Annotated in this window: 19 protein-coding genes; 4 read left to right on the top strand and 15 right to left on the bottom strand. The window is 65.0% G+C overall.

Going from position 1 to position 17,636, the window contains the following annotated elements; all coding sequences use genetic code 11:
- The first annotated feature begins 52 nt into the window (after positions 1–52).
- Complete coding sequence (locus MLGJGCBP_RS53945; protein ID WP_328799659.1) at positions 53–1,174, top strand: helix-turn-helix transcriptional regulator; 1,122 nt, start codon at positions 53–55, stop codon at positions 1,172–1,174.
- A 10-nt stretch (positions 1,175–1,184) separates the two neighbouring features.
- On the top strand, positions 1,185–2,060 hold the full coding sequence (locus tag MLGJGCBP_RS47300; protein WP_160101404.1) for a helix-turn-helix transcriptional regulator: 876 nt from the start codon (positions 1,185–1,187) through the stop codon (positions 2,058–2,060).
- 101 nt (positions 2,061–2,161) lie between these two features.
- Here the strand turns inward: MLGJGCBP_RS47300 and MLGJGCBP_RS47295 are convergent, their stop codons facing one another.
- The 15 genes from MLGJGCBP_RS47295 to MLGJGCBP_RS52795 all read right to left on the bottom strand — a co-directional run bounded on the left by MLGJGCBP_RS47295 (position 2,162) and on the right by MLGJGCBP_RS52795 (position 14,882).
- A complete protein-coding gene (locus tag MLGJGCBP_RS47295) occupies positions 2,162–2,659 on the bottom strand; it encodes a hypothetical protein (RefSeq protein WP_160101402.1) in 498 nt (165 codons plus the stop codon).
- An 8-nt stretch (positions 2,660–2,667) separates the two neighbouring features.
- On the bottom strand, positions 2,668–3,834 hold the full coding sequence (locus MLGJGCBP_RS47290) for a phosphotransferase family protein (protein ID WP_160101400.1): 1,167 nt from the start codon (positions 3,832–3,834) through the stop codon (positions 2,668–2,670).
- Between the two features lie 2 nt (positions 3,835–3,836).
- The gene (locus tag MLGJGCBP_RS47285; RefSeq protein ID WP_160101398.1) at positions 3,837–4,988 is read right to left on the bottom strand and encodes an NAD(P)-dependent alcohol dehydrogenase; all 1,152 of its coding nucleotides are present in this window, start codon (positions 4,986–4,988) and stop codon (positions 3,837–3,839) included.
- An 83-nt stretch (positions 4,989–5,071) separates the two neighbouring features.
- Entirely contained in the window at positions 5,072–6,187 is a 1,116-nt protein-coding gene (locus tag MLGJGCBP_RS47280) for a DUF7064 domain-containing protein (protein ID WP_236581536.1), read from the bottom strand.
- A 189-nt stretch (positions 6,188–6,376) separates the two neighbouring features.
- Positions 6,377–6,799: a LuxR C-terminal-related transcriptional regulator gene (locus MLGJGCBP_RS52810; RefSeq protein WP_236581535.1), complete on the bottom strand. Its 423-nt coding sequence runs from the start codon at positions 6,797–6,799 to the stop codon at positions 6,377–6,379.
- A 305-nt stretch (positions 6,800–7,104) separates the two neighbouring features.
- Complete coding sequence (locus tag MLGJGCBP_RS54565) at positions 7,105–7,569, bottom strand: hypothetical protein (RefSeq protein WP_160101396.1); 465 nt, start codon at positions 7,567–7,569, stop codon at positions 7,105–7,107.
- 22 nt (positions 7,570–7,591) lie between these two features.
- A complete protein-coding gene (locus MLGJGCBP_RS47265; protein ID WP_160101394.1) occupies positions 7,592–8,125 on the bottom strand; it encodes an SDR family NAD(P)-dependent oxidoreductase in 534 nt (177 codons plus the stop codon).
- A 250-nt stretch (positions 8,126–8,375) separates the two neighbouring features.
- Positions 8,376–8,780 carry a carboxymuconolactone decarboxylase family protein gene (locus MLGJGCBP_RS47260; RefSeq protein WP_160101392.1) on the bottom strand — a complete coding sequence of 135 codons (405 nt, stop codon included), beginning with the start codon at positions 8,778–8,780 and terminating at the stop codon, positions 8,376–8,378.
- 634 nt (positions 8,781–9,414) lie between these two features.
- Positions 9,415–10,275: an enoyl-CoA hydratase/isomerase family protein gene (locus MLGJGCBP_RS47255; protein ID WP_160101390.1), complete on the bottom strand. Its 861-nt coding sequence runs from the start codon at positions 10,273–10,275 to the stop codon at positions 9,415–9,417.
- 279 nt (positions 10,276–10,554) lie between these two features.
- Complete coding sequence (locus tag MLGJGCBP_RS47250) at positions 10,555–10,707, bottom strand: hypothetical protein (RefSeq protein WP_160101388.1); 153 nt, start codon at positions 10,705–10,707, stop codon at positions 10,555–10,557.
- A 14-nt stretch (positions 10,708–10,721) separates the two neighbouring features.
- Entirely contained in the window at positions 10,722–11,744 is a 1,023-nt protein-coding gene (locus MLGJGCBP_RS47245) for a fumarylacetoacetate hydrolase family protein (protein WP_160101386.1), read from the bottom strand.
- 336 nt (positions 11,745–12,080) lie between these two features.
- Positions 12,081–12,962, bottom strand: coding sequence for a PucR family transcriptional regulator (locus MLGJGCBP_RS47240; RefSeq protein WP_160101384.1), 882 nt, complete (start codon positions 12,960–12,962; stop codon positions 12,081–12,083).
- Positions 12,935–13,846 (bottom strand): GAF domain-containing protein, encoded by a 912-nt coding sequence (locus tag MLGJGCBP_RS47235; RefSeq protein ID WP_160101382.1) that lies wholly within the window; start codon positions 13,844–13,846, stop codon positions 12,935–12,937. Before MLGJGCBP_RS47235 ends, MLGJGCBP_RS47240 begins: the two co-directional genes overlap by 28 nt.
- A gap of 546 nt (positions 13,847–14,392) precedes the next feature.
- On the bottom strand, positions 14,393–14,581 hold the full coding sequence (locus tag MLGJGCBP_RS52800) for an SDR family oxidoreductase (RefSeq protein ID WP_236581533.1): 189 nt from the start codon (positions 14,579–14,581) through the stop codon (positions 14,393–14,395).
- The gene (locus tag MLGJGCBP_RS52795; RefSeq protein WP_160101380.1) at positions 14,538–14,882 is read right to left on the bottom strand and encodes a hypothetical protein; all 345 of its coding nucleotides are present in this window, start codon (positions 14,880–14,882) and stop codon (positions 14,538–14,540) included. Before MLGJGCBP_RS52795 ends, MLGJGCBP_RS52800 begins: the two co-directional genes overlap by 44 nt.
- A 259-nt stretch (positions 14,883–15,141) precedes the next feature.
- Here MLGJGCBP_RS52795 and istA point away from each other — a divergent pair, with 259 nt between their 5' ends.
- Positions 15,142–16,680, top strand: coding sequence for an IS21 family transposase (gene istA / locus MLGJGCBP_RS51100; RefSeq protein WP_201453288.1), 1,539 nt, complete (start codon positions 15,142–15,144; stop codon positions 16,678–16,680).
- A 66-nt stretch (positions 16,681–16,746) separates the two neighbouring features.
- The gene (istB, locus tag MLGJGCBP_RS51095) at positions 16,747–17,511 is read left to right on the top strand and encodes an IS21-like element helper ATPase IstB (protein ID WP_201453287.1); all 765 of its coding nucleotides are present in this window, start codon (positions 16,747–16,749) and stop codon (positions 17,509–17,511) included.
- Positions 17,512–17,636 lie beyond the last annotated feature (125 nt).

Raw genomic sequence — 17,636 nt, 5'->3', positions numbered from 1 at the left:
GTGAACGTGCGGACCACGCGGTCGCGCGTGGCACAGGACCTGAGGAAATTCGATGACACACTCACACGATCACCGGCTCACCTTCTTGTTCGACCTTGCGGTCCGGAGCGGCGACAGCCGAGCCGCAGCACGGCTGACGGAGCAGGCCGCCGAGGATTCGCTCACCCTCGAATGGACCCGTCAGGCCCTTCTCTCACTTCTGCGTTCCGGAGGTGACGGTCACGAACTTCGCAGTGCTGCTGAGCTTCTCACCGAACTCGAGGAAATCCGGCGACGACACCAAGCACGAAGAATCGCGGACCACAGTTCCCGGTTCACCGGGCTCCGGTCGTTGCTCGCGCAACTGCGCGGGGCGTCGTGGGTCGAGCGCCCCTACATTGTGACCGATCGACTGTGCCAGGACTTGGGCTTCAGGAAATCTGTGTACTCACCAGCCTCGAGTTCCGGGTGGTCGCCGACCACAATCGCGATTCACCCCGAACTGGGAGACTCGTTCACCCCCTTGCGTCGGGCGATAGAAACCTTATCCCTTCCGCCCGGGGCGGCGCCACGTGAGGAGGAGGTAATGCGAAGCGGACGCGCGATCGCTGTCGATTCGATCGACGTTTATCGGAACACCTACCGTCCGCTCGTCGAATTATCCCGTCCGCGAGGCTATCTCGCAGTGCCGGTTGTTTCGGCTGGCCGTGTGACTGCACTGCTCCACGCGGATCACCACGACGTTGACGTCGACGAAACCGACATGATGACGTTGCGGGCCGCAGCCACGGTGTGCGCGCTGACCGAGGAGCACGAGACACTCAGATCAGCGATCGTGACCCGTAACCATCGGGTCGCCGAGGAGATCACGGCGATGCGGACCGCCCTCGATGAGCTCGAGCAGACCCAGCTCAGCCTCGCTGAAGCACTCGGCACCGAATCCGAACGACCCGATTGCTCGGACGGCCCCGTCCGAGCCCTGCACTGCACCTCACTGACTGCCCGGGAACATGAGATCTTCGAGTTCGTCGCCCACGGCGCCCCCTCCGCCGACATCGCGCGGGCACTGTTCGTCTCCGAAGGAACCGTGAAGTCTCATATTCAACGGATCTATCGCAAACTAGCTGTGTCCACTCGCGCCGAAGCGGCTGCCCTGTACAGGAAATCGCACCGCCAAGGGCGGGGCCGGTGCTGAGGAGAATCGAATGGCACCCCATGAAGCTATGACTGTCGAGATCGACCGCATCCTGGCCGAGCTCACCTCAGGTTCTACGGCCGATCCCCGTGAGGCTGGGATCCGGCTTGCCGACCTGATCGAGCGCCGCGACCGGACCCAGTCCGCGGAGCTCGACCGTATGGAGGCCGTAGCGAAGGCGTTCCATTCGGCCGCGACCACCCTGCAGCGAGCCACTACCGTCGAGGATGTTGTCTGCGCGATCTGCCCTGGTGCCGCCGGTATCGCCGAGTGCGACAACGTAGTGTTCTCCGAACTCGACGGACTACACGCGACCCCTCTGCGCGCCGCGCCGGGTCTCCCGCTTCCCGCACCCTTCCGACTCCCCTCCGCGTTTGCCGGCCCGGGGTCTGCCGGTATCCCTACGGTATTTCCTCGAGCGGAGTTCATGGTGTTTCGCGTTGACATCGACGGCAGACCCGCGGCCGTAATCCGCGTCGGGGCAACGCCCGCTGTCCCGGTCGTCGATGCCCTGATCTCCTACGCGGGACTGGTCGGCACTGCCTTCGAGTGCGCTGCCCTGGATCGGCGGCGCCACCGTCAGCGCGATCTCCTACACATGCTTTGGGGCCGTGACTATTCAGCACCCGAGATGCCCTCTCCTCCCCTCGCGTCAACCCAGGTCCCGCCCTCGTCCGGGGTCGTCCAGGCCCTGACCATCCGAGAGCGCGAGATCCTCGAGTTGATGCTGACCGGTTCCTCGAACGCTGCGATTGCGACCGATCTGGTCGTCTCCGTGGAGACGGTGCGCTCCCATGTGAAAAAGGTTCTGCGTAAGTGCGGCGTCGCCAACCGGGCCGAACTCATCGCTCGCTTTGATACCGACCCGCCGATCCAAGAACAGTAATTGCGGCGGATCCGACTGGTTAGGCCGGATCCGCCTCCTCTCCACCATCGTTGACTCCCGTCAAGTGGACGGTCCTATCGAATCTGCCGCCGGCGACGTGCTCAGGTCGCGACTACCTCGGAAATATTCGGCACCTCACCGCGGGGGAAGCCCGTCATCCGGCACCACGCAAGCTCCCGCGCCACCTGTCGCGCGGCAGCGTCAGCCAGTGTGCGGCGGGCCGCGGCCGTGAGGGGCGATCCGGCGGCAGCGAGTACCTGATAGCTCCGCGCGACTGCCTCTTTCAGTCGGCGCACCTGCTCCCGCATATGAACCAGATCAGACGGAGAGGAAGCTGTCTCGATGAGCAATTCCTGTACCTGATCGGCAATCTGCGGATCCATATCGGCCAAGGCACTGAGTGTGTTCCGATTTTCTGTATGCTCTGCCCGCTCGTACGGGTACTCGAACTGATGCACATCCAGCACCCAGTCCAGGCAAGCAAGCACAAGTCCCGCCTGCTCCGCGGCGAACGAGTCGTTCGGATCGAGCGCCGGTAGGACCGTCTTTGCGATCGTGGTTCTGACAGCGCCGATCTGCTGTGCCACAGTAGGAATCATGGGGGCTCCTAGTCCTTGCCGACGATGGTCAGCAACTGATCGAGATAGAACGCGCCGAGCCCGCCGAGGAACGTTTGCATCGCATCCAGGTGGGTCAGGCGCTCGGCCGCGTTTCTCGGCCCGGTGCCGATCAAAGCAACCGCGGCCCAGTACATGTTGACGACCGTGTAGTACTCCAGTCGTTCGGAATCCACCGACAGACCGGAAATCTGCTCGTACTCCGCGATCATCTCGTCCGGGGTCACCAACGCCGAACAGTAGAACTGTCCCGTCGCCGGATCGTGCTCACCCCACCCCTCCATCATCGCGTAGGCCAAATCATGATGGCGGTCACCGAGATAGGTGAGTTCCCAGTCCAACAGCGCGGTGATCTCGCCGGAGTCCTCGTCGAAGAGGAAGTTGCCATTTCGGTAGTCACCATGCACCACCGAGACGTGGTCGACGGCCGGTCGTCGGTCCCACAGCCACTGCTGGGTCAGAGCGATCACCGGATGCGCCTCGAAAGCGTCTTCTCGCCACGCACGATCGGTCGCTGCCAATCGCCAATCGATTGCGTCGGTCGACCCGACTCGTGGACGCTCGAAGGACGGAAGATCGTGGTCGCTCCAGTCGAACCGATGCAGTTGGGCCAGATGCCGAACGAACTGAGGTCCCAGGACCGGGCGCAATCGCGCCCCGTAGACCGTCCCGAGCCCGGAGGCCGTCTTCAACGCACCGGCCGCACTAGCGGATCCCGGAACATAGCCGCAGATCATCGATGGGGCGCCGAGCTCGGTCGCATCGTCAGTAGCCCAGTACGCCCGGGGCACGGGGATGACACCGTCGAGCATGTGCAGAACCTCGAACTCCCGAAGCCGCGGTGTCTCCACCATCGACCCCGGGGGATCCATGCGCAGCACCATCCGGTCCTGCAACCGCCGCCCGTTCTGTTCCCAGTCCAGGCCGAAGACGAACTGTTCCTTCGATGCACCCCCGGCGAGTCGGGCGATGCCGTCGATCCGGAAGTCGCCATCGATCCGGCGGGAGAGAAATTCGTGCAACCGAGCCGACACTGCGTCAATGACGGGCTGCTCGTGAGTTACCGTCCCCCGCCGTTCCATCTTTCGGCGCAGCACGGTGTCGATCGTGGGCTCCACCCGTCCGGTGGAACGGGCAGAATCTGTTGTTGCCACCATGGTCATGCTCCTGTCTCGTAGGTCGACGGCGTGGCCGCCGATCCGTTGTGCAGCAGGACCACCTTCGCCACGTCACCACGCTGTTGTGCCTGGACAGCGGACTCGATGTCGGCGAACGGAAACGTCGCGATGAGTCGGTCGAATGGGAATTGGCCTGCTCGGTAGAGGTCGATCAGATAAGGGATAAAGGTGCGGGGATCGCTGTCACCCTCGGTGATGCCCCGCACGGTCAAACCGGCCACCATGGCCGGGACGATGGGCAGCGGCAGGGTGGCCGCCATGTCGTGCGGCACCCCTACCAAGCCGAGGGTCCCGAGCGGCGCGAGAGCCCCGAGGGCCTCCTCCACCACTTCGGGGACGCCGGTCGTGTCGAACGCGTAGTCCACTCCGGCACCTTCGACGGCACGGACCTGCTCCGCGAGTGGTCCGTCCGTGGGATCCAGCGTCGCGGTCGCGCCGAGGTCGGAGGCGAGTGAACGGCGCCGCGAATCGGGGTCCGAGACGATGATCGTTGCGCAACCGCGTACGGCGGCCGCCATCACTGCCGCCAGACCGACGGGACCGGCACCGAGAACCAGCAGGGACTCGCCCTCTCTGCAGTCCAGGCTGTTGAACACCGCGCCGGCTCCGGTCTGGATGCCGCAACCGAGCGGACCGACGAGCTCAACGGGCACATCCGCGGTCACCTTGACGACATTGTGTTCGGACGTCAGCGCATGCGTTGCGAACGACGACTGCCCGAAGAACGCTGCGGTGAGTTGAGCACCGTCTCGGTTGATCGAGCTGGTGCCGTCCTCGCGCAGTCCGGCGCCGTAGTTGCGCGCGCCGAACTCGACACAGTAGGCGGGTTGACCGTCGCCGCACGTACTGCAACTTCCGCACGATGCGAACGAGAGGGCCACGTGGTCACCAGGCTCCACCGCGGTCACCTGCGCGCCGACCTCCACGACGACGCCGCTGCCCTCGTGCCCGAGGACCATCGGGTATTTCAGCCCGAAAATGCCGTCACGCGCCGCGAGATCGGTATGGCACAAACCGATTCCACGAATTTCGACCACGACTTCCCGAGGCCCGGGATCGGCGAGTTCTACTTCTTGAAGTGTGAATGGACCGCCGGGTTCGGTGACCACCGCGGCAGTGATGGAACGAGACATGGAGACAGGGGCCTTTCGTGACCGCCCGCAGCACAGCGTGCCGCAACGGATCGAGTCGGATAGATTGCCGGGACGATCCGGTTTCAGGGACGAGTTCCGACGCGCAACCGGCCGTGACGAGACATACGCTCTCCCAGAAATTCGAGGCCGAGGACATCCGTCGCCTCTGCGTAGCCAACCCGATTACCGTCCTGGTAGCGAAACAAGCTCTGGCAGCTGACGTATGCCGGGCTGAAGCTGTACCACGGTGCGCCACCGACGGCAGTGCCGAAGAACTCGTGCTTCTTGCCCCGGACGTCTACCGCCGTGATGTGGTTGGTCACCGCGACCAGGTCGACGCGGGCGGCCTCGACGGTCGCCTCGGTGATCCCGTAAAGCTCGCCGTCCTCGACCACGTAGCCGAACCGCAGACCCTCGTAGACCACTTCACCATCGCGGATGTCCAAGGCCATCCCCAGGTGGAGACCGAAGTCGGGGCCGAACGTCACATGAATCCAGGCAGCACCGCTGTGGCCGAGTTCGGCGCGCGGGCCCCAACTGCGATCCATGCCGTCGTAGCAATCGACCTGATACTCCTTGCCACGGAGTTCCAGTGATCCGGTGACATGCCCGATCATGTCGTAGTGCCCGTTCGCCCACACATCGCCGAGTCCCGTGTCGATGGGACCTTTCGAACCGGCTACTAGTGGATTCTGCGCGGCATCGTGAACATCGAATGGTTCGTGTAGCCCTCTGAACTCGAGATCGAAACGGCAAGCACCGAGTGCGTGCTCATACGACACGCGGAAGTCACGGGGAGCGTTGGTCGCCTCGAGACTCAAGCCGCTCTCCAGCGTGAATTTGGAGAACGTCTTCGGAGCCGGAACATGCATCTGAGGGTCGGTGAAGTCGATCTGATGCGGGTGGGTGCAGAACCCGGAGTGCACAACCACCGAGGAAATGGTGGCGCCGACATTCGGCCGGGACAGCACGTAGGCATTGCCCAGAATTCCGGCTTCTGGAACTGAAAAGACCAGGACTTGCGTTTCAGCCCACGTGTGGGCCGTCGGCTCACTTGGGTGGTAATCCACATCGGCAGCGGTAATCACAGCAGCTCCTCCGGCATCGGGTTCGAGTCGAGTAAGGACGACCGTAGGCAGCGCAATGTGATCTACGCTACGAACTCGGGGCGAAATACCCCAGAAGGTTCCGTGATACATCCGTGAGGGTGAGGCGGAGCGGAATCTCCGACGGTCGTCGGTAATTACCGAGGGTGCGAATGAAAGTCGGTCAGTCCCGTCAAACTCTTCCCAGAGCTGCCGAGCACACCACTCGCATGAGCATGGTCTCACTTGGTCGTGAGCCTGTATGTGATGCGCGATCTCAGGAATTGCGCCTGCGGGTTTCGATTACCCACGCTGCGATCTGTGCGCCGTCAGGATGTGTTCAACGTGCCCCTGGGCTGTGCGGGGTGAGAGCACCAGGCGGTTGGCGATCTCCTTGTTCGTCAGTCCTGCGGCTATTAGCTCGGCGACCCCGACGGTGACATCTCCGGTGGAGACCACCGCCGCAGCCGGGTTCTGCCTCCAAATGCGGTATCCGACAAGTTGAATCAGAAATGGGTATCCGTTGGTGGCCTCCGCCGCCGTGCGGCAGTCGTCGTCGCCGATCGAGCGTCCGGTTTCCTCGAGCGGCTCACGGATGGCCTGTGCCACCTCGTCGAGGGGCACCGCGCCCAAGGAATGACGGTCAGCTCGCCGCAGGAAGGTCAGGACGTCATCGCCCAGGAGATCGCTGATCGATGCAGGCAGGCCGGCAGCGACGAAGGCCAACTCCCGCTCCCTCCCGGAAGGCGTGTTGCACGATCGCACCGAGGGCACGCAGATCATCGGGAGTGGTCAAAGGGAAGGGAAGCCGCGACCCCTTCCCCGGCGTCGCGGCTTCGCATCCTTCCCGAGGCACGCTTCGCAGTGAAGGTCTGACCCGGTCAGGGTGACGGTGACGCCGTATCGACTCTCGGCAAGTGGTCGCTCGCAGCGACTGTTCTGGTGTGGTACCCGGGGTATGCCCGCCACCGTCGGCCTGTTCAACACCCGCGCCGCCCGGTGGTATTCCAGCCGGGTGCTCAGGCAGGGCCTTAACGCTCCCGGCCGCTTCGGTCGCCCGCCCCGTCGATGACGCCATGAGCGAGCGGGCTCGGTGTGTGGAGCGGGTCCGGTGTGCCGATCAGCGGGTGATCGGGAAGCGGGTCGCCGAGGATGGCCAGGCCGCCGCGGTGCAGGGTGCGGTAGCCCGCCCCGGTGCCGGCGACGTCGCGGAAGTTGTCGACCGACGCCAGTCGCGGTGTCGGGGCAACCACCATGCCCACACTGCCGGGGTCTGCGGAACCGAGTCCCGGAAAGGTGGCCCCTGGCAGCGTCAGCGGGTCGGCCGAGGCCGGCGGTTGAGCGACGAGCCCGGCGAACAAGATGCCGCCCGCGATCATCAGCGCGGCGGACTTGGGGGTGCGAGCATCGTGGGGGGCATGCGGAACCGTTCGGGTCGGGATCGGTGAGAGCCCGTCACCGGAGGAGCCGTCACCGGAGGAGGGTGCCGAGCGCATGTGAAAAACGAGAATCGGGCCGCTACTGGCGAGTGCACGTGAGAAGCCGAGGAATCCTGCCTTGCCCGCACAGTAGCTCCCGATGAAGGCGTTGCCGAAAGATTCCGGCGGAGATCGTGTTGACGATCCGACCGGTTCCCGACTGCTTCAGGTGCGGCCACGCCGCACGGCAGACCTCGACACCGCCGAACAGGTGCGGTTCCACGTCGGCGCGAAATGAGTCGGGGGTGTGGTCCTCGAACGCGCGATGATCGGTGCCACCGGCATTGTTGATCAGGATGTCGAGTTGGCCGAACTGTTCGATCGCATCCGCGATGATGTTGCGCGCACTCCCCCCGGTCACGCTGTGTTCGCTCGCAACGGCCGTGCCGCCCGCCGCGACGATCTCGTTCACGACGTCGTGGGCAGGTCCGGATGCGGCGCCGGACGCCCCCGTGCCGGGAAGGTCGTTGACGACGACGCGGCAACCGCGCGCGGCCAACGTCTTGGCGTGGGCGCGGCCGACGCCTCGGCCCGCGCCGGTGACCACGGCGACGCGGCCGTCGAAGTCCAACATGTGCATCTCCTTTGGCTGAATGGTTCTGTCGCTCAGTGATGTGACCGGCGGAAATGCACCCGGGGGGTACGCGCCCACCGCGGTGCGCTCCACGCGGGGACGGCCGTGGTGGTGCATGTTACGAGGCATGTGCTCGTCGGTGCCGTCGCCGCCGAGCATTCCCCTCAGACAGAAGGAGGACGCTCGGCCGGTGCGCGCATCTGTCTCGGTCAGGCATTCGCAGCGCGGCGGTGATCAGGCAATCTGCGTGTCACACGGTGACGCTGACGGGGGCATCGTCGTCATCGAATTCGGTTTCGAAGAACTCCTCGTCGAAGAAGTCCTTGAGTGCGGTGAGCGCGACGTGGATGGGGCCGGCACCGGTGTACCAGACACACTGGAGCAGCGCCTCGTAAATTTCCCGCTTCGTGGCTCCGACCCGCAGCGCGGCGTTCGCGTGGGCGATGACGGGGTCGTTGACCGACCCCATACCGATTCCGGCCACCGCACAGAGCGTCACACAGATCAGCTCACGCGTCTTGAGGTCGAGTCCGGGACGAGCGAGAAGGCCGCCGACGCACCATTCGGTGCTCATGTCGGCGATGTCGGGAGATTTACGCCGGTAGGCCTTGGTCATGTCCTCGCCGAGGTCGCCGCCGTAGAGCTGACGCTCCAACTCCGCGCCGCGCCGGCGCGGGCGAGATCGAGGCCGCCACCCGCGCGTACGAGCGACTACGGCGGAGAGGGGAGGAACAGACGCGACGTCGGAGCGGATCGCAGCAGGGCACCCCGGAGTCCGAATACGTCCTCGAGTTCGCACTGACCTGGATGCCACACGGCGGTGCGCCGGATGACGAACTCTTCATCCAATTCGGGACGACGAGATCCCGTTTCGCCGAGGTGCTTCGAGCGCACCTACCCAACACCACCTGCGATCCGGACACCGCTCGCCACCTCATTCACGCCTACCGCACCTGACCCGCGGCGATGCTCGCACATGCATCCGCCACCTCAGGGTTCCCGGCCCGACACCGGACCCCATGGGTCTGGCCTGGCAACCCTGTCGCGCGGTCCCCGGAGTTTGATACGGCGAAGACGGCACTGCCGCTTTCTCACACTGTGGGAAACGAAGGTCGCGTCCTAATCTCCTGAGACCCCGGTCACGGCCTTTTCGTCATTCCGGCGCATCGGACCAATTGTGCCCCACCGTTTGCCTTGGATTCGGTTTGGTGGGTTCCGGCGGTAAGTCATGCGTGTGGGAAGACGCTCGAGACCGGAGTCCGAGCCGGTGAGCGCTGGTGGGTCCTTGCTTACACCGGGGTCGAGTCGTTGACATCCCGTTTGACGAGGCTGCCAATGTCGTAGCCGGGCTCGTCGGACATGGGCCAGTAGTCGAAGCAAGCCATGCTCTCGTGAGCCATCCCTGCTGAGAGTTCCTTCGTGAAGAGTTCGCGCCACGGTTGGATCAGCAGCGATCGGGTGAGCCGCCGTTGAATGCGGTTCTTGCTCATGAAGACAGTTCGTGCGATTTCCCATGCCCGGTCCAGCAGCTGGTCCCGGGGCAGAACCTCGCCGACCAGCCCGAGGTCGCGCGCCTCGTGTGCGGACAGGCGCTGCCCCATCAGCAGGAAGTACCGTCCTCGGTTGGGCCCAAGGAGTTCCCGGAACAGGGTATGGACTCCGTCGCCGGGGACGATGCCGAGTCCGTCCCAGTGGCCCTCATAGAAGTGCGTGTTCTCCGAGGCGATGACGATGTCGTTGAGTAGGGCTAGTTCCGCGTGCACGATCGAGGGCCCGTTGATGGCAGCGATGACCGGAATCTGCAGGTTGAGGAGTGCGAACGGCTCGCGGGTCTGGTCCTTGTAGAAGATGTCGTAGCCCTGGTACGAGCTGAACGGCTTGTGAAAGCCGTGGTCTCGCCAACTCGGTCCGTCGAACTCGGCCAGGAACGCATCACCGGTACCGGTGAGGATCAGGCATTCGTTCTCGGGATCGTCGTTGATCGCGGCCATCGCCGGGATGAGGCCCCTGTGAACCTCGAGATTCCAGCGCAGCGGCCCGTCGTCGGTGTGCAGCCGCGCTTCGAGGATGCCGTCCTCCCGCCGGAATCGGAGGAACGATTCGAACTGCTTCGAGTACTGCTCGAGGTGGGTTCGATAGATTTCGGCCATTAGAACTCCTTCAGATTGTTTTCGAGAAAGTGGTGCGTCCAATTCTGGTGGCGCGGAATGCATGGGCCCATGGTCGTGCCAGCCAGATCATGGCCGGGAAAGCTAGCTCGATCGGCCAGTTGTCCAAGGGTGTGCGGTCAATGCGGTGGGTTGTGCCCCAGTGCGGGGTCCACCGCTCGCGCTGCGTGGACGGAATCAGTTGGTAGGTGATGCGTCCCGACGCGACGAGCGGATCACGGTCCATGAGTTCCCCGCGACAGTGGCGGTCAGTTACGCGGATTACCAGGAGTCCGCCGGTCCGTGGCTCTTGCGGGGCCCCGACGCCACCAGCAGCTGCTTCCGGTAGCAGTCCTCCACATGGGCGTGGTGTGCGGACACGTTTGGATCGTCCGGTATTAGCGGGGAGGTGTAGGTCATGATGGCGATGAACATGGCGCTCCCCAGGATCAGCGTAGGAAGTGCAAGGTGGTTGCGTGGCCGTTGGATTCGCGGTTGCGGGCGGCCGGGCGCCAGGAACCGGTTCCGGGTCGGCCGAGGGTGTTGCGGAGCACGCCGAGTTTGTCGACCTCGAGTTCGATCTCGTCGCCGGGCGCCAGCCGCCGGTCGATTTCGACGGTGGAGCCTCCGTTGCAGGTCCCCGTCCCGAGCAATGCTCCTGGGCGCAGAATCTCGGCCTGGGAAGCCCAGGCGACGATTTCGGCGACCGACCACACCATCTCCGCGCTGCTGGTGTCACACCACGGTTCGCCATTGACCCGCGCGGTCATACGGAGACCGTCGTCTGGGATCTCGTCGAGAGTGGTGATGTATGGGCCGGCGACGCAGGCGAAGTGCTTGCCTTTCGACGGGCCCAGGCCGCTCGTCATCTCGCGGGCCTGAATGTCGCGGGCGCTGACGTCGTTGAGGATTGTCAGGCCCAGCACGTGGTCGAGGGCGGTGTCGGGGGTCAGTGCGGTACCCGTGCGCCCGATGACAATGCCGATTTCGAGCTCGTAGTCCAGACGTTCGGTGTAGGAGGGCCACGGAATTTCGTCGTGCGGTCCGAGGAAGGTCAGGGGGTCACCGGCGTAGGAGACGGGGAACTCATACATGACATCGGGCACAGGTTTGTTCTGCCAGCGAAACCCGAACGAGAAGTGCTCTTGGAAGACCATGTAGTCCCGGTAGCTGACGGGGTCGAGAGCGTTGGTGAGGACCACGTCGTCCACGCGGGTCTCCTCGGCGGCGTCGTCGGCCGCCTCGCGGGCGGCATCGAGGAACAACTCGCCGTGTGCGAGTGCCGCCGACATGCTCGACGGCACGAGCGCTTCGGCGATCCGCAGCGCTCCCTCCGTCGTGGCCCCACGTGCCCGGGCACGCCTGCGGACGCTGCTGCGCACGTCATGCCATGTGTCCGTGCCGTTGCCCGCGGCGATTACCCGGGCGATAGGACCGTCTGGAGTCTGCACGAGTTGACGTGCGAAACGCATGGAAACCCTCCGTCAAACGCAGTAGGAAGCGGTCGAGTAGTTGCGATGACCGCCAGTACGAAGAGTGCTCTGGTTCGTCCTCGTCAACCATGGTCGATGAGGACGAAGTCTGGCGCAGTTCGCTGGCTCCTCGGACTGAGATCGCTGGCAGCGCTATCCGACCAGCGTTAGGCGGTGCGGGGACACGCTTCCACCCCGCCGACACCCCGACTCGATCTCATGGAGCACGGCCGCGGACCGTGAGCTCTTCAAACGCCGGGAAGGACGGTTGATGTGCGGGATCCTGAGTTTTCGTTTTGAGTAACAGATTTCGATTCCCGCCCATCGGGCAGCGGGTCAATCCTCGGTGGTGGTGAATGGCGTGATTTCGAGTGCGTCGAGCACGTCCCACACGGCATAGGCCAATGACAACTCGAAGCGCGTCGTGTGGTCTCCCAACGGGCGATCGAGGATGTCAGCTGCGCGCGACAGACGGTACTTGACGGTGTTGAGGTGGACCTTGCAGCGTTCAGCTGTCGCTGGATGGTTTCCCCCGACGTCGAGGAAGGTGCGCAGTGTCTCGAGAAGGTCGCCCTGACGGCGGCGGTCGTATTCGGCCAGCGGACCCAGCGTGTTCCGGACGAGTTCGACCATCCGGGTCGTGTCCTGAACGTCCAACATGATGCGTAACGGCCCCAGAACGGACGCGTCGACAACCACCGCCGGCTTGCCGCTGTCTCTGGCCAGCCGCAACGCGGCCTGTGCTTCGTTCAGCCCCCGCGCGAGGTCGGGGTGCGCCTCGCTCAGTCCGGCGATCAGTGGTAGGCCCTTCGCCCGGGCTCGCTCCAGCACCTCTTGGACCCACCGCAGCGGTCGGTGGCAATGGGGAAGCGCCACGACCACACGCTCACCGCGAGTGCCGATCAAGATTCCTTGGGCCGTGCCGGCGGCGCGGAACATCGCGAGCATGGCCCCCTGATCGGCTCGGGGCAACGCTTCGACGACCGCGACCACACATGGCTCGGCGACGTCGATACCGGCGTGGTGCGCGCGCCGGCGGAGGCTGTCCGACCAGTGGGCACCTGCTTGCAGCAGCTCTTCGAGAAGCTCCCCGCGTACGCGCCATTCGGCTTCCAACGCCGCGAACTCCTTGGTCAGCTCGAGAGCGATGGCCGTCGCTCCGAGACTGAGTGCCGCGTGGTGAAAGTCGGTCAGTGGCCCGGACTCGGCCAAACGCACCCACCCGAGCCTCTCCCACCCGCACGGATCGCCGCCGCAGAACCGCGGTCCGTCCCTCCGGGCGGATCGGCCTCGATCTCGCTGGGCGCTCCGCTTCCAGCCGGGTATCTCCAGGCCCTCGTATGGTCGTCCTCCCGTTCGACGACGATGTCGCTCCCGATCGCCCGGGCGAGTTCCGCGGCGACCGCGTGTTGGCCTCCGCCTGCGAGTGAGGCCTCGGTGAGGACGCTGCTGAGCACGGAGTGCCGCTTGAGTAGATCGTTCTGTTCGCGTAGCGATGCGTAGAGCCGGGCATTGGCAATCGTGATCGCGGCCTGACTGCTCAGCGCACTGAGCAGGTATTGTGCGTCGCGTGGCACCGCCGCACGCCTGCGGAACCCGACGAGCAGATTGCCGATCAGGTCTCCGTTGTGGAACAGCGGTGCACACACCAGTGAGACGAGGCCCTCCCCGCGCATGCTGTCCTGGATGTGGGGCGGGAGTCTGTCGTCGGTGTGGGCTTCATCGTCGAGGGTGACCACGTCCCCAGCGGACAGCGCGAGTCCGGTGATCCCCTGTCCCAGCTGCACCCGCATCGCAGCGAACTCCGGAGTCCGCGCACCACGCATCGCGGTGACACGCGATTCGTTGTGTTCGTAGTCGGCGAGGGCCAACCAGGTGACATCGGCTCCGATCAACTCGTGAGCCCGTTCCACGATGAACTCGAGGACTGCGTCCGCGTCGGCCTCGGATGCGTGTAGCTGTTTGGCGACCTCGACAAGGGTGCGGAGTGCACCTGCCTTATCGAGTTCGGCGGAGGACGTCTCGAGAACGTCGGCCGCTGCCGCGGCCACCGTGACCACGACCTGCCGGGCGGCGCGCGAGTCGGATCCGTCTGCGAGCACCGCGCCCATCCTTTCCCCGTGCACGATGACGGGAGCGATCCAGCCGGAGGATATCCGGTGCGGTCCAGTCCCGGGGGGTAGAGCCGCGAGCACTGAGGCAGCCGAGAGCGGAATTCCCTCGACAGCGCCCAGAAGTTGCGGCCCACCCGGTGTATGAGCATCCAATGCCAGCAGACAATGGCGAACCAGCCCCAGATCGCCGATCATGGACAACAGTCTCCGCAGCTCGTCGCGCTCAGGTGCTCCGACGGTAAGAATGGCCCGCCCCGCGGCGGTGTCCTGGGGCGATCCGGCCTCACCAATGGGCGAAGGTTGCACGAGTTGGAGTATGACTGACCCGGCGGCCCGAGGCGAGACCCGATGATTCGACGCGCTATCGATGATCAGCGATGACAGGGGATGTGGGAATTGAGCTTCCGCCTGGGTGACCGCGGGCGGGTCCGCGGCACCGAAAGTGCTGTTCAGGGCCCGACTTCCTTATGGCAAAGAACCGAATGCGCTGCGGCAAAATGCCAGTCGCTGTGGCACTCTTCGGTCGGCCGCGGGCTATGCTTTTTCCCTGGCGACTTGCCGCACCCGCCGGTAGGCGCTGACGGATTCGAGGCCTCCGTCGACGGGCACGTCGACGCCGGTGACGAACGACGAGTCGTCGCTGGCGAGGAATAGTGCGACCCGTGCGAATTCATCGGCATCAGGTTGTTTGCCTCGTGCGACGGTCCTCGGCTTCGACTGCAACGTGATCGGCCTTGTCCTGTTGTCGGGATTGCCGGTTCCGGCGTGTGGCGGCAGCCCAGGCGATGAGCCCTGCCACGACGAGCGCTGAGGCTTGCGCGGCGACGAGGGCCATGCCTCCGATTTCGAAGGCTGCGGGACCGAGCACGGCACCGACGGCACCGCCGAGGAAGACGAACATCATGTAGACGGTGTTCGCTTGGGCCTGTTTTGTCGGGTTCGTGTTCAGGGCTCGAGTTTGGGTTGCCGCTTGGATGGACTGATTCGCCAGCGTCACTGCGAACATCGACGCGGCGAAGGCCACGATCACTTTCGAGTTCAGGATCGCGGACGATGTGGCGATGAACATGACACACAGTCCGACCCCGGCTACATGTCAGCGGTCATGTAATTCCTCAGGTTGAGAGGTTTGTCCGTCACGTAATTCCCCACCCGGCCGTCACGTAATTCCCCACCCTGGGGCGTGTCGGCCGGGGTTCCGGCGCTGCTGGAGGTTCGCTCCTGACTGGGCCACCGACAACGGGCCCGGGAAGGGGCCCGAGGTGGCAAGGAGAACGTGGACGATGACCGATCTGATGGAGTTGTTTCGGCATTGGCATGCCGGCCGGTCCCAGGTGCAGATCTCGACGGCCCTGGGGATCGATCGTAAGACGATCCGGAAGTACTTGGCTCCCGCGTTGACGGCCGGGTTGGCGCCGGGCGAGGGCGGGAAGTTCGACGAGGCGCTGTGGCGGGAGTTGATCGCCGGGTGGTTCCCGGAGGTCGGCGACCCGGCGGCCCGGGCGGTGACGTGGCCGGCGATTGCCGCGCACCACGACTGGATCGACGCACAGTTGAAGGCGTCGGTCACGGTCGCGACGATCGCACAACGCCTGCGTGACGATCTCGGCGTCAGGGTGTCCGAGTCGACGGTGCGACGTTATGTGGCAGCGCAATTCGCCGATCAGGTCGCGGAGTCGAAGGTGACGGTGCCCCGGGGTGCGGTCCCGCCCGGCGACGAGGCCCAGGTGGACTACGGCAAGCTCGGGATGTGGCGGGACCCGGCCACCGACCGTCGGGTGGCGGTGTGGGCGTTCGCGATCATCCTGAGCTGCTCACGGATGCTGTTCGTCCAGCCGGTGCTGCGGATGGACCAGTCCTCGTGGTGTGCCTCGCACGTGGCGGCGTTCGAGTTCTTCGGCGGCACCCCGGCCCGGATCGTGTGCGACAACCTCAAAACCGGGGTCGAACGGCCGGATTTGTACGACCCGAAGATCAACCGCGCCTACGCCGAACTCGCCGCCTACTACGGGGTCCTGATCGACCCCGCCCGGGCCGGTAAACGCAAGGACAAGCCCCGCATCGAACGCCCGATGCCCTATATCCGCGACTCGTACTTCAAGGGCCGAGAGTTCACCTCCCTGGCACAGATGCAGGACGCCGCCCTGGCCTGGTGCACCGATGTGTACGGCCGACACAACCACCGCGGCCTCGACGGAGCGCAGCCGACTGCAGTCTTCGATGCCATCGAAAAACACAGTCTCACACCACTTCCACCCAGACCTTTCGAACCGGTCCTATACCAGGTCGGCAAGGTTGCCCCGGACTGCCACGTCAAGGCCGGCAAGGCCCTGTATTCGGTGCCCTGGCGGCTGATCGGCCAGCAGGTGCTGGCCCGCACCAGCGACGACATGGTGCAGATCTTTCACTCCGAGCAGGTGGTCGCCACCCATGTGCTGCACCTGTCGGGGCGGTCGACGAACGTCGAGCACTACCCACCGCACAAGATCGCCTACACACTGCAGACGGTGGCCTGGTGCCGGGCGCAGGCCGACCAGGTCGGTCCCGGCGCCGTCGCGGTCGTCGCCGAGTTGTCGCAGGTCAACGCGTTGCACCGGTTGCGAGCAATCCAGGGGATCGTTCGGCTGCGGGACCGTTACGACGATGCCCGCCTGGACGCGGCGTGCGCCCGGGCCCTCGAGGTCGGTGACCCCAGCTACCGCACCGTCAAGGGCATCCTCGCCGCCGGCACCGAACATGACGGAGGGCCCGCCCCGGCCGTCGCGCAGGCGCCGGCGTTCCTGCGCGGACCCGACGCCTTCGGCGCCGAACGCACCGCCTGAGACGTACGCCCGCACATCGATATCTATTGCACTCCAATCACTTCCAGACGCCGTGAGGAATAGGACATGACCATTCACGACCCCAGCCTGCGCGCTGCGCTGAAGACGTTGAAGTTGACCGGGATGCTCGACACCCTCGACGCCCGGCTCGCCCAGACCCGGGACGGGCAGCTCGGACACCTCGAGTTCCTGCAGGTGCTGTGTGAGGACGAGATCGCCCGCCGGGAAACGGCGGCGCTGGCCCGCCGGTTGCGGCGGGCGAAGTTCGAACAGCAGGCCACCTTCGAGGACTTCGACTTCACCGCGAACCCGAAGCTGCCGGCGGCGATGCTGCGGGACCTGGCCGCGCTGCGCTGGCTCGACGCCGGCGAGTCGGTGATCCTCTACGGTCCCGTAGGTGTCGGCAAAACACATGTGGCACAGGCACTTGGGCATCATGTGGCCCGCCGAGGTGGGGACGTGCGGTTCGTCAAGTGCTCCCGAATGCTCGCCGACCTCGCCGGCGGCCACGCCGACCGCACGATCGGTCAGCGGATGCGGGAATACACCCGACCGCTGGTGTTGATCATCGATGATTTCGCGATGCGTGAGCACACCACCACCCAGTCCGATGACCTCTACGACCTGGTTTCCGATCGGGCGATCGCCGGCAAACCTCTGATTCTGACGAGCAACCGCGCCCCGAAGGACTGGTATCCGCTGTTCCCGAACCCGGTCGTTGCGGAATCGCTCCTCGACCGCCTCATCAACACCAGCCATCAAACCCTGATGGACGGACCGTCCTACCGACCCCGCAAACGACCCGGGCACCGCACCGCCAGCGCAACCTGACCCGCGCCCCCACCGCGCGGGTTACCCTCGACTCAGCACGCCCGAGCATGGGGAATTACGTGACGGAAACCCCTGGGGAATTACGTGACGGTCGACAGGGAACCGTCTCACCGATGTGTTCCGGA

Origin of the sequence: Rhodococcus sp. T7 (assembly GCF_009872365.1) — a bacterium.
GTDB lineage: Bacteria > Actinomycetota > Actinomycetes > Mycobacteriales > Mycobacteriaceae > Rhodococcus_F.
The sequence above is the reverse complement of the archived record's forward strand: the minus strand, read 5'-3'. Positions and strand labels throughout refer to the sequence as shown.

Bases quoted from the DNA above. Each gene is read 5' to 3' on its own strand.
- istB (WP_201453287.1), top strand. From the start codon at position 16,747: ATGACCATTCACGACCCCAGCCTGCGCGCTGCGCTGAAGACGTTGAAG.
- MLGJGCBP_RS47290 (WP_160101400.1), bottom strand. From the start codon at position 3,834: ATGGTGGCAACAACAGATTCTGCCCGTTCCACCGGACGGGTGGAGCCC.
- MLGJGCBP_RS47250 (WP_160101388.1), bottom strand. From the start codon at position 10,707: ATGTTCATCGCCATCATGACCTACACCTCCCCGCTAATACCGGACGAT.
- MLGJGCBP_RS47280 (WP_236581536.1), bottom strand. From the start codon at position 6,187: ATGTATCACGGAACCTTCTGGGGTATTTCGCCCCGAGTTCGTAGCGTA.
- MLGJGCBP_RS47245 (WP_160101386.1), bottom strand. From the start codon at position 11,744: ATGCGTTTCGCACGTCAACTCGTGCAGACTCCAGACGGTCCTATCGCC.
- MLGJGCBP_RS53945 (WP_328799659.1), top strand. From the start codon at position 53: ATGACACACTCACACGATCACCGGCTCACCTTCTTGTTCGACCTTGCG.
- MLGJGCBP_RS47265 (WP_160101394.1), bottom strand. From the start codon at position 8,125: ATGTTGGACTTCGACGGCCGCGTCGCCGTGGTCACCGGCGCGGGCCGA.
- istA (WP_201453288.1), top strand. From the start codon at position 15,142: ATGACCGATCTGATGGAGTTGTTTCGGCATTGGCATGCCGGCCGGTCC.
- MLGJGCBP_RS47285 (WP_160101398.1), bottom strand. From the start codon at position 4,988: ATGTCTCGTTCCATCACTGCCGCGGTGGTCACCGAACCCGGCGGTCCA.
- MLGJGCBP_RS54565 (WP_160101396.1), bottom strand. From the start codon at position 7,569: ATGCGCTCGGCACCCTCCTCCGGTGACGGCTCCTCCGGTGACGGGCTC.
- MLGJGCBP_RS47295 (WP_160101402.1), bottom strand. From the start codon at position 2,659: ATGATTCCTACTGTGGCACAGCAGATCGGCGCTGTCAGAACCACGATC.
- MLGJGCBP_RS47300 (WP_160101404.1), top strand. From the start codon at position 1,185: ATGGCACCCCATGAAGCTATGACTGTCGAGATCGACCGCATCCTGGCC.
- MLGJGCBP_RS47255 (WP_160101390.1), bottom strand. From the start codon at position 10,275: ATGGCCGAAATCTATCGAACCCACCTCGAGCAGTACTCGAAGCAGTTC.